This is a genomic window from [Phormidium] sp. LEGE 05292, from assembly GCF_015207735.1.
In the GTDB taxonomy this organism is placed as follows: domain Bacteria; phylum Cyanobacteriota; class Cyanobacteriia; order Cyanobacteriales; family Aerosakkonemataceae; genus Floridanema.
Map to the genome: position 1 here is coordinate 1 of NZ_JADEWG010000188.1, position 10,839 is coordinate 10,839.

General features: G+C 41.0%; 9 protein-coding genes. All 9 read right to left on the minus strand.

Annotated features, from left to right (window positions below; genetic code table 11):
- Positions 1–1,605 (minus strand): ATP-binding protein (locus tag IQ264_RS28770; RefSeq protein WP_193985467.1); only part of this gene is annotated, 1,605 nt, incomplete at its 3' end.
- A 13-nt stretch (positions 1,606–1,618) separates the two neighbouring features.
- Positions 1,619–2,497 carry a hypothetical protein gene (locus IQ264_RS28775; RefSeq protein WP_193985469.1) on the minus strand — a complete coding sequence of 293 codons (879 nt, stop codon included), beginning with the start codon at positions 2,495–2,497 and terminating at the stop codon, positions 1,619–1,621.
- Positions 2,494–3,228: a hypothetical protein gene (locus IQ264_RS28780; protein ID WP_228061900.1), complete on the minus strand. Its 735-nt coding sequence runs from the start codon at positions 3,226–3,228 to the stop codon at positions 2,494–2,496. Before IQ264_RS28780 ends, IQ264_RS28775 begins: the two co-directional genes overlap by 4 nt.
- 11 nt (positions 3,229–3,239) lie before the next feature.
- Positions 3,240–4,922, minus strand: a complete 1,683-nt coding sequence (locus IQ264_RS28785; RefSeq protein ID WP_193985471.1) for a TrbI/VirB10 family protein — start codon at positions 4,920–4,922, stop codon at positions 3,240–3,242.
- Positions 4,923–4,943: 21 nt separating this feature from the next.
- Positions 4,944–5,675, minus strand: coding sequence for a hypothetical protein (locus IQ264_RS28790; protein WP_193985473.1), 732 nt, complete (start codon positions 5,673–5,675; stop codon positions 4,944–4,946).
- An 18-nt stretch (positions 5,676–5,693) separates the two neighbouring features.
- On the minus strand, positions 5,694–6,788 hold the full coding sequence (locus IQ264_RS28795) for a hypothetical protein (protein ID WP_193985475.1): 1,095 nt from the start codon (positions 6,786–6,788) through the stop codon (positions 5,694–5,696).
- 12 nt (positions 6,789–6,800) lie between these two features.
- Positions 6,801–7,610 (minus strand): hypothetical protein, encoded by an 810-nt coding sequence (locus IQ264_RS28800; protein ID WP_193985477.1) that lies wholly within the window; start codon positions 7,608–7,610, stop codon positions 6,801–6,803.
- Positions 7,585–10,449, minus strand: a complete 2,865-nt coding sequence (locus IQ264_RS28805; protein ID WP_228061901.1) for a hypothetical protein — start codon at positions 10,447–10,449, stop codon at positions 7,585–7,587. The genes IQ264_RS28800 and IQ264_RS28805 overlap by 26 nt, the downstream gene beginning before the upstream one ends.
- Positions 10,446–10,839, minus strand: a 394-nt coding sequence (locus IQ264_RS28810; protein WP_322744826.1) for a hypothetical protein, incomplete at its 5' end; no start/stop codon positions are given. The genes IQ264_RS28805 and IQ264_RS28810, both read right to left, overlap by 4 nt.

Below are 10,839 nucleotides of genomic sequence, written 5' to 3' on the forward strand. Positions count from 1 at the left end.
CCTCTGCTCCCCTGCTCCCCTGCTCCCTTCAGGCATACCAAACAAAACTTCAGGTTCTTTAGCCCAGCGACTTCTATCAGGTGAAGAAGCAGGACGAGCATAAGATGCTTTATTGCGGATTTCGATAATTTTATCTTCCTCTCGAATCATACTAGGAGTAAAGCTGTAACGTTGTGCCAAAAAGTCTTTGACTGTCACATTTAAAGGTTGTTTACTTAACAGTTCGGCAGGAAATTGTAAACTATTGCGGTAAAAAGCTTCCTGGGCTGTTTTGCGGACGAGATTACCAATTTCAGCTGGAGTCAGCAATTTCGTTTCTCGCAATAGTCGCCACCAATCTGGTTCGCTAAAATTTAAACCAGGGAAATATTTAGCTAAATGCAATTTGAAAATTTCATATCTCGCACCAGTATGCGGTAAATCTACAAACACGATATCATCAAACCGACGGATTAATTCAGGAGGTAAAAATTCTAATCTATTAACGGTAGCCATTACTAATACTTGAGAAGTTCTTTCCTGCATCCAAGTGAGCAATTTACCAGCTAATTGTCGAGATATTCCCCCATCATTATCAGAATCAAAACCAGCAAAACCTTTATCAAAATCATCGAAATAAAGCACCAAGCCATATTTACCTAAAGAATCACAAAATTGCAAAAACTCGCGCAAATTCTTTCGTGATTCGTAAGCAGTAGTACCGCGCAATCCCGCCCAATCAGCAGCTATCATCGGAACGCCCATTTTAGATGCAGCTAACTTAGCACTTAAACTTTTTCCTGTACCAGGTGGTCCCCACAATATTAAACCTTTAGGAAATGTAAGATTATGTTGTTTAGCTTCTGGTTTGAGTAAGGCAGCAGCACGTTCAAGTATTCCTTCTAATAAATCTAAACCACCTACAGCAGGTACATCCGGTTTGCTGATAAATTCAATTCCTTGACCTTTTAATTTCGAGGTTTTATAAATCAGTACTTTATCAATTAGTTGAGCCACAGTAGAAGTATTTTTTGTTAATCGTAACAGGAGTGTTTGTAGTTCGTAAGCAGGTAAACCCAGACAAGTTCTTACTAAGCTGTCCGATTCTTTTGATATAATAAAATCAGTGCAACATTTTTCGATTATCTGCTTTACTTGAAAAGCATTTGGCAGAGGGTTAACCAACACTGGTACTAAAGCTACTAATTCTGAGGGTAGTTCAACGTAAGTTTCAAGTGCTACCAATAATTGTTGTTGTCCTCTAGTAGACAAATCATAAGCGAGGTTAGTAATCATAGCTAATTGGGAACGCGACCAAATTCCCTGATTATCGGGAATAAGAGCACCTTCAAAAACACACATTCCTGGTATTTGGCTATTATCTAAAAGCCATGCCAAACCTGACTCGCAGGAAAAATTAGTAGGAATAAGTTGTATAGTTTCATCAAAGATTACCTGCCGTAAAGATGGATAACCGCAATTCCAAAAATATAAAGGTAATCCTTGTTGTTGAGCAACAGATAAGAGAAATTCTAATACCTTGAGGCGTTCGGTTAAAGGAGTTTCTACAGCGATAAAACACTGGTCTTGCTGGAATAAAGTTGGTAAATCTTGGAGATATTGCATGATTAAATCCTCTTCAAGGTAAATAAGTTTGGCGATAATTTTGTTTAGCCCATTTTTTAGCTTGGCGAGTAGTCCACATAAGGTCTGAAGGCAATTTTGGTAGATTCTCAAGTTGAGTTAGATAAGTGTAATCGCCAGTTACTCGTGCGATTATAGAAGCAATCACTTGGCAGCAACTTTGGGGATATTGAACTACTTGTTTTTCTGAGAAACGCACCACTACCCAGTTACCAGCAGTAAAAAATTTATTTCTGATATCGTCTTTAGTACTATCTATGCAGTGTGATGGTTCTTTGGTATTGCCAACGTAAGGTTCATCAATTTCGATATCAATGCTAAGTCCGCTTTTATGGAACAAAGCGAAGTCAACTGAATAAGGGAAGTCTAATACTGGGTTTTTAAATTGCAATCCCGGCACGATGTTAGGAAAGAATTGTTGTAAGATTTGTTGAAATGCTTTTTCAGAAACTCCTACTTGTGCGTTGCCAACTCCTATAGATGTGATTACAGAATCAGCAAGTAATACACTTAGTTGATGTTCTCTATCGGGAGAAGATAATTGTGGGACTTGTTGAGCATCTGTAATTTGTTTGTGATGGTGTTTTTTAGTGGTTGGTAGATGCGGGAACATCACGCCGAACATTCCGAATAAAATGACTAGCCAAGCCATAACAACCAACCAAAAGGGAGATAGAAAAGTAAAAGAAACAGCCATCAGTACACTAACTAGAAATAGCAATAGGTATAGATAAGTTTTCCGGCGGGGAGGAGGAACTGATTTGATTGGTGGTTCTTGAATTGGTTGCAGTTGATGTGTTCGCCCTGTAGAATTTTGAGCTAAAAACTTGAGAATCTTTTCGGGATAGAGGATAACGGGATATGTTTGGTTCATTGAACATTTCCGATTCCTAAACTACCCAATTGCGTAAGTACGGGTAAAGGGATTTTTACTGTTTGGGCTAACTCAACTAAAGATTGATAATTCGTATTTCTAGCTCTTGCTAAAAAGTCCCGGACTTTGTATACGATAGGGTCAGATGCAGTGGTATAACCTCTTGTTACAGCAATTTGCAAACCCCGTTCAATATCATCGAGGGTAGCTTGACGAGAAAAGCCAACTTGTAAAACTGGTTCTTTTCCATTGGGAGAAGAAGTAATATTAGCCACACTTAAACCATGATAAACAGGTGTCGCCGTTCCCGGACGGATATTGAAAGTGTAGAGGCGTACATTACCATCAGCAGTTTTAGTTTTGATAAACAAATTGGTTTCTCTAGCAGTTGTCAGATTGGGAAATTTCAAAGGCAATATTTGACGCAAAAATAATGTAGTCGCATTGCCTTTATCTAATGGAGTATCGGTAGCATAAGTAAATCGACTGGGGTCTGCCAAAAATACTTGAATAATTTGTTCGTTAACAAGCGAAAAATCAATTGCAGTTGCTCTACCAGGCCAAACTTCGATAGTACGTGCGGCTTGAGTAAGCCCACTACCTTCATCTGGAGTGATAGTAATTATTGCAGGTTGAGTGGCTTTAATAGAATGATTAGATTGTGCTTGTGCCACGCTAGGATAACAAAGAGTTAAGCATATTATTGCTGCTTTGATAGAAAAGTTTTTCATCTTTTGCTCCTTTAACGAGTCACTTGAAAAAAACTATTAAAAAACACCGAAACTTTAGTTCCTTGAGGTACAACAGCCACAGGAGTACGCTGCAAAATCTCTTGGGTAGTGCGGTCAGCACGTTGGGTTAATCGTTGGGACATCGGTCGGAAAAATCCTTCCATTGCAGCTGCCAAAATATTAGGTTCCTTGGCAGTAGTGGTAATGGTTTGACTGCTAAATCCACCACTGGAAATAATGGTTGCAGATTGGCTTTGGTTTTGATTGACAACTTGAGCAGCACGTCCGGCTGCACCTAATAAACCAATTAGAATGTCTTGTCTGGCAATCTCACTACCTGGATTTCCCATTCCTTTTGCGATTAACGGATTGCCATTTTCGCCACGAATCAGAATGCTATTTCTCGGAACTTGTTGTTGACGAATCTGACCAGAATTATCAGGATAAACAACAGCAACTACAGTTTGGTTGACCAAGTTGTTATCGGAGCTAACAGAATCAACTTCTGTAATCAAAATGCTACCTTTGGGAAAGGCAATTCGATTATCAGTAGACAAAACATCTTCTTCTAATTCCACAGCGAACCGTCCACTATTAGCTGACTTTTCTGCTGTCCAAATCATCGGAACTAACACCTTAGCTTGAGCAAGGGTACCAATTTGGATTTGCATCGGTTCCCCTGGTGTAGTAGTGGGAGCAACTTCAGATTCAGATACAGGCGTGCCATTCAAAATACCTCGTTCTCCTGGTGTTAAATCAGGTGGAATAGCAGCAATTGTGGTGCTACTTGGAGAAGTGCTTTCATCTGAAATGGTATGGTTGAGAGAAACCACAGGAATTGTTTCGGAGTTTGATTGAGTTGTTGTAGATGGCGCTGTGGAAATAACAGTCGGTGTGGGAACAGTAGCTTTTTCTTCTGTTGTGGTTGTAGTTTGCTGTCCGATAGTCGCCAATTGATTCCAACGTTCAAAGGGGTCAATTTCAGGTGTGTTTGGCACAGGTGGACGGGATACAGCAGCTACTTGCGGTGGTTGCGGTACTGGTATCCTTTCCCGAATCACTCTGGGGGGTGGTGCTGGTTCCCGGATAATTCTCGGAGGTGGGGCTGGTTCGCGGATGATTCGTGGAGGTGGAGCAGGTTCCCGGATGATTCTCGGAGGTGGTGCAGGTTCTCGAATGATTCTCGGTGGTGGGGCAGCTGCTTGCCTTGTTACTGGAGGAGATGGAACTGGTTTTGCTGCTGTAGAAGTAGGTGTAGGAGTAGGTGCAGGTAGCTTTTGTTCCTGTTGTTGGCGACTTAGTTGATTTCTAAAAGCCAGTTCTGCTTTCAATCGAGCCGCTTCATCGCTATTAGGAGCAGTAGTAGTGGGAGTAGGGGTAGGTGTAGCAGCTTGACGAGGTGGAGGGGATTTGACAGCAAAGAAAATTGACCAAATCAACCAACAGAAAAGCATGATTCCACCAACAATTAAGGAAGCAAATGCAAAACGAATTAGTGGATTTTCGCTACTGTCACTTTCTTCTTTGGTTTCCTCTAAGCGTTCTAGCATCAATTCATGGTCAACTAAAGCAGTTTGTTCCGGTCGATATCCCGATATTTGAGCGATTTCTTCTGCTGTCCATTTTTCATTGGCAAATTCATTTATTTCTGTATGTCCGTTTTGAGCAGTAACATTGCTATTTTGGTTATCCATTGGTTTGAATTATTGATGTGGTTAATTAGGAGTAAATTCGGTAATTTTGGTAATCTCTAAACCAGCCTTTCTAATTTGATAAAGCTGCTGTTCTAAAGCTGAAGCATCTGATGTAGGTGGCGAGGGAATATCTACAGCCTGGAGCGTGATAGTGCGATTAAAGGGGATTTCTTCATCTGCACCACCAGGTAGATTTACTAATACCCTAGTGGCAACCATGTCTACTTCCCATTCACCAATTCTGGTTTGTCTGGGAGCAGAAAGATAGGAGATAACCATCTTGGAACGCACTTGACCGCTGAATACTCTAGATGGGGTAATCTCTGCTAATGATTGCAATGCTGCTTGACGAAAACCTTGTGGCCCAGGTTGAATCAGAAAAGAACCAAAATAGGCATTAGTAGTAACTCGCTTACCATTACCAATATTGCGACCTTTGTCTAATTCTTTTGTACCAGGAATAACACCATCCCAGTTAAATGTTAAATCAACCCATTGCCGCACTACTTCTCTGATAACTTCAGGCTGACGATAAAGGTAATCTTGTTCGGAAACAAGCACGGTTTTACCATCTATCATCTGTACAAAAGTTGTCTTTCTAGCTGCTAATTGATTAACTTTGAAGCCCACAAATAGGATTAACAGAAAACTCAAGCAACTAAAAGCAGTTAATCCAACAAAACACAAAGGCAGAATGTCTTTTGAGTCTAAAATAATTTTTGCAGGTTTGGTTCTATTTAGAGATTTGAACATTCATGTTTCTCCACTTTCTTAAATTACCTTGCCAGCTAGTCCTGTAGCGACAGCTACTACACCATCAAAGGCAGCATTAACTAATGCAGGCGCTCGATTGTTGATTCCTGTATAAAGTGCCACTCCACCACCACCTGCAATCAACAATGCTAAAGCTGGAGCAAAGATGCTGATAAATGCTAAAAAAGCTAAATCTGAAAAGGTTTGTGCGCCAGCAGCTACAATAACGGTGGCAGCTAATCCGACGATGATGTTGTAACCTAATTGCACGCCAAATAAGGCAGCAAAACCGCTAGACCATGCCCAAATTGGTTTGGTGCCTAATGGTAGTAAACTCAGCCCCATTGCTATGGGTGAAAAGGTAGCAGTCATTAGTAGTGCGGCTTCTAAAATATTCACAAAAGCCCACTGCAAAGCATAGAGAAAAGAAATCAAGATAAACGAAATAGTGGCATTAAAAACAGCACCAGGATTTTGTATTGTGTCTGTTAATTGTGCTACGGCTTGACGAGCTTGTTCTAATGGGCCACCATTTTGTTGTTCGGCTGCTGTTAATATTTGTTCGACAATTGGCTGTTTTTCTTGTAAACAATCTGTTAACGGTTTACCAGATTTACCTTGACATTCGGCATAAACTGTAGAAACTTGAGTTTTTACACTTTGGGTTAAAGTGACATCAGAAATAGCTTGTTTGAAGGTAGTATCAGCTAGTTGGATGTTGAGGACATTCACAACTTGCTGATGACCAATATTTCTGGCAAGCATCACAGTTTGGGATAGCAGATATCCATTGTTACCGAGAAAAAATGCAATGAATAAAGGCCAAACAATTGCAGCTGCTAATTCTGATAAAGAGAAGCGCTTTTGTTGATAATCAGAAGCCATTTTAATAGCTAGAAGCATGATGCTAAGGGCAGCTAAAATAGTTCCTAAATTGCACAAGCCTGCCCATAATGCACCACTGGGATTGATGGCATCTCCCCAAGCTTTGTTCCAAGCTTCAACTGTTTGGCGGCTTAGTGCGATACTTTGGGAGATTAAGTTTAAGCCGACAGTGGCATCAGCACTATTATCTGGTGGCGTGATTTGAGCGAGAAGTTGAGTTAGAAGCATGATTTGTGTTTCCTACTCCCTGCTTTCCCCTAAAACTGTGCCACCTGGCATGAATAGTAAAGCGCCTTGGGCAACGGCTGCATTACCGGATGCGATCGCACTTTGTCGTTCCCGGATATTAGCTGCATTGAGTTCCTGTGCTGCTTGTGCTGTCAGCGTTAGTTGCAATGCTCTATCTTGTCTAGCAAGAGATGCTTCTTTCATTTGCAAGTCAGCAATAGCAGATTGATTTTTAAGCTGCGCGGAAATGTTTTGTAAAATCTGTTGCGAGGTATCAGAACTTTGAGAATCTGCTGCCATTTGAGCCGATTCATTAGCATTTGTCGTGCTAAATTCTCTGGTAATTTTTGATTGCTCTTGGGCAGTTTTAGAAAGAGTTTGAGTTTGGGCTACCTGTAATGCACCCACTCGTTCGCTCATTTGTGCAGTATCCTGACGAATCGCATAAGAATTGGCAACATTGTTCTCTAACTTAGTCGCCAAAGCAGCTTCCTCTGGCAGAGAACCTTTCATAATCTCACTAACAACTTGTCCGATATCGGGAATTTGTACTGCACCAATAGCATTTTGAACAAGTTGCGTAATGCCACCAAATAAGTCGCCCTGAACAAAAGAACGAACGTCTTTGATGAAACTTTGGATTTCATTTGTCACCTGATTGGCAGATAAAAATGAATTTACCTGAGATGAACTAATCTGCGAAACTTGTTGGTTTTGAGTCGTATCTTGAGTAGCTGCCAGCGTAGGATTGACAAACAACAAAGCTGAAGTACTCACAACTGAGACAACTGCTAATTTAGGCAGAAATAAGTGCTTTTTCATGAGTTGTAGGCTCCAATTGTTGATGGGATAAATTGCTATCAATTAGTTCTGTACCTTGTTTTAAAGCAGGTACATAGACACTAGTGAAATGAGCTAGTCCTTGGATTTGACCCTTAATAGTGTTGGGATATTGCGCCAAAATTGCGCGTCTTGCTCTTCGTTCTGCTTGGTTAGTAGCAACAGCAGCCAAGGTCATTTCGCCAGGGTAAAATTTGGTAGACCAGAAGCGTCCGCCCTTTTCAATTAACCAACAAGAATACAAATCAGACCTTCTGGGAAAGAAAGATTCGGAAGCATTTTGATTGATAATATCCACTGGATATCCCAGGAAACGTTGAAAGGAAATTACAGCATTGGAAGTAATACAACCAGTGAGGCGATAAGTAATATTTTGCATAATCATTGCTGCTGCACTGGAATTACAAATAGTATCGGGGTCTTGACTGCTCAAGATGATGCTCAGACCATCTTTTCTGGCAGTAGCACATAGTTCTCCTACCATTGCCGCAAAACCATCTCGTTTGAATAAAACAGATAGTTCATCGCCGACAAACAAACTCTTAGGATAAGAAAGTGCTACTCTCAAACAAGCAGCTTTGGCAGCCACAGCCATTGTGTAAGAATCTTGGTCATTGGTTAGTCCAGTAAGTGCATAAAATTTAACTATCGGTTCGGGAGAAAAACTGCTAGGTTTGCCAATAGCTGCACCCAAAGGGCTAACTAAAAGTGCTTGAATTTGACTTTGGATTTGATTGATAGCTTGGTGGTCGATTGCTTCTGGTTTCCTGATATCAAGTCTGGCAATAGAACAAAATCGCAAGAAATCTTTTAAAGTAGGCATATCCTGCCATTCCAGAGATTTCCATCCTTGATTGAATGCACAATTATAACGTTCGATAATGTCAGGGTCGCTCAAGAAAATATCCAACGCTTGCATTAAAATGGCATCAACTCGTTGTGCTAAGTGAGGAAGATTGAGTTTACCCATCACAATCACGCCCAAAGCATTACGGATGAAAGAACACCAAGACTTCATCCGAGAAGCCCGTTCTGTCGCATCAAAACGGCGTAAATCAGGAGGTTCCATCAAGTTATTTGATGCTCTACTTAAATCAAAGTAAGCACCAGCATCACCTAATAATTCGATACCAGTTTTAAAGGAACTTTCTCCATCTGCTGCTGGCATATCCATGCCCACAACTGGTATACCTTGACTGATGGCATCTAGTATAAATCGCCATAATAAAACCGATTTACCAGAGCCAGTTCTACCTGTAACCAGTGCGTGTTGAGTCAGGGAAAATAAGTCTACACAAACTGATTTCCCTCCTTTAATGGTTAAGAATTCCACGCCTTTTTTGTCCAATTCTCTAGGAACAGTTAAAGGTAAAACACCAGCAACAGTTTCACTTTCTAAAACTAAGCGGCGTTCGGTCAAAATAGAAGAAGAATGCAAGATTCTCCGCCAAGTAATGGGTAAACTTTCCAGCCAAAGTTGAGCAGCAATATGACGTTCTCGAACAACTTTAGCTGTACCAAAACTATTGGATAATAACTCGCAAGCTAAGTCCAAAGTTGCGGCATTTTCGCGATAAACGAGGAATATTACTGCAACATTCAGGGGAACAGCACCTTGATAAAGTCTTTTTTGGGCATCAAAACTTTCTTCTTGTTTGATTTCTGCTCCCACATCGCGTCCGCTACCTTTGAGTAGGGCACGTTCGCGGGCAGTTTTTGATTGTTTCGCTTGACGGTGCAGGTTATCTTCAGTTAAGAAACGATTGGCTGGAGAAACTTCCACCCAAGCTTCGGTGTCGCGGATATGATTTTCGCTTAGAATTTTCCACAACCACAAAAGCTGTTCTCTAGCTGAATTCCATGCCCCAACAGTATCCACCATTCTTAGTACGCCACAAACTTTATCTTTGACGTACACTCTTGATGTAGATTGTCGATGTTCTGGACAAGAAGAATGTCCCAAGTTGCCTTCAATTAAAACAGTGGTGGCGTGTTTTCTGGAAGTAATAGTTTCGACAACTTTTAACCCCCGTTCTTTATCTTCTTTAAGCGTTAACAATTGGGGAATAGATGGTGCAGGGGTGGTATTAAATCGTCTCCAAAGCCATTGCCAAAGTTCAGTTTCTCCCAAAGGGCTAACTTCTAAGCCAGCTTTGGTATTCCAGAGCATTTCCCATTGCAAAAAGCCTTCAGTGTAGGCTTTCATTAACACTTTACTCAAGATTTGTTCTTGTCTTTCGGATAAACGTCCAGTTACGCCATCTAAAAAGAAACGAGAAGTTTTATTCAAGTTATAGATTAGTTTGGCAAGGGGGTCGGTTTTTCTTTCCCCAAACTCATCAGCAGTCCAGGTACAAAATACCATTTGTTGCCACATAGAACGAGTACCTCGACTAGTGAGTTCGCGGACTCTAGCTTGTTCGTTTCGTAATAAGATTGCTGGCAGTATATGGGGACAATTTTCGGCTAAATGATTCAAGTGTTGTTGCCTGTTTGAATCATCGGAATAACGTCCAAGGAGAAAGGTACATTTCTCCCCTGGTGGCAGAAACTTCATCGCTTCTGAAATGTTTGTCCAAGCGGCAGAAACTTCTTCAGAATAAAGCTGATTGTGAATGCCTGTGAGGTGAAAGACAAAGACAACTTGGAATTTGTTTTCGTCGCTGATATCACCTTTATTGAGTAAAAATGCACCGATGGAACGTTGGTCTTTTTCGATACGAACTAAGCAGCATAAATCAAGTTCGTTTTCAAATGGGAAGTAAGTTGCCTTAATGCCATGTTCGTCGAGAGCATTAATGGTCGGAATTTTAGCTTTCATCGTTTGCCTCTTTTTAAACTTTTTCTTCTGCTTCTAGAAAGTAGGGGAGAGATGTAGATTGCCCCACCACTCATCCAGTTGCGTCCTTTGGGTTTACGAAAGCGGTTGATATAACTATCAGGGTCAGCACCTGTGAGAAACCACCAACTAACAATTAACCAGAAACTAATTGCTGCTACTTTGGGAATTCCCCAGCCTAATACACCATCAAAAATCAAATAAGTCAGTAGGATAATGGCAAACCAAGGTAAAATTTGGTTGGCGGGAACTGGGCCAAAACTTGCTTGTTTTCCCAAAATTTTGTTCACCCGAATTGGGTTTCGATTTGGCTCTGACATCTTGGTTATTTTTGGTATGAAGTGGTTAGGAAGTAGGGGTTGGGGGTTGGGG